General features: G+C 50.2%; 1 protein-coding gene. It reads left to right on the top strand.

Going from position 1 to position 717, the window contains the following annotated elements; all coding sequences use genetic code 11:
• Window positions 1–717: cadherin repeat domain-containing protein (locus tag NQ163_RS20575; protein WP_268192191.1), on the top strand; the 717-nt coding region annotated here is incomplete at both ends.

The raw sequence follows: 717 nt of genomic DNA, 5'->3' as shown, positions 1-717 counted from the left end.
AGGCAACGTTGATTATGAGTCATCATTGCTAAGCAACCACAAGGCGACCATCGAGGTTCAGGCTACCTCAGCCGACGGCTCTTCCACTACGGGAACCTTTGATATCACGGTAACGGACGATACGACAGGGGATACCGACGATGTTTTAACGGGCAAGACCATTTCAGACACTGACGCGGCAGCGAACGAGATATCAGAGAGCGCCTCTTCAGGCGATTTGGTTCACATTACAGCCCATGTGGTTGACAATGACGGCGATGCCGTAACTTATACACTAAGCAATGACTTCCACGGCTGGTTCACAATTGACCCATCCACGGGCGTTGTAAGCGTAGCGGGCAACATTGATTACGAGTCAGGTTTACTGACCAATCACAAGGCGGGCATCGAAGTAACGGCAACATCAGCCGACGGCTCTTCCACTACGGGAACCTTTGATATCACGGTAATTGATGATACCACAGGGGATACCGACGATGTTTTAACGGGCAAGACCATTTCAGATACCGATTTGGCAGCGAACGAGATATCGGAGAGTGCCTCTTCAGGCGATTTGGTTCACATTACAGCCCATGTGGTTGACAATGATGGCGATGCTGTAACTTATACACTAAGCAATGACTTCCACGGCTGGTTCACGATTGACCCATCCACGGGCGTTGTAAGCGTAGCGGGCAACATTGATTACGAGTCGAACCTTTTAACCAACGGAACAGC

The organism is Marinifilum sp. D737 (assembly GCF_026672275.1).
Classification (GTDB): Bacteria; Bacteroidota; Bacteroidia; order Bacteroidales; family Marinifilaceae; genus Marinifilum.
Note: the sequence above shows the minus strand (reverse complement) of the source record. Positions and strands in the feature narration are given on the sequence as shown.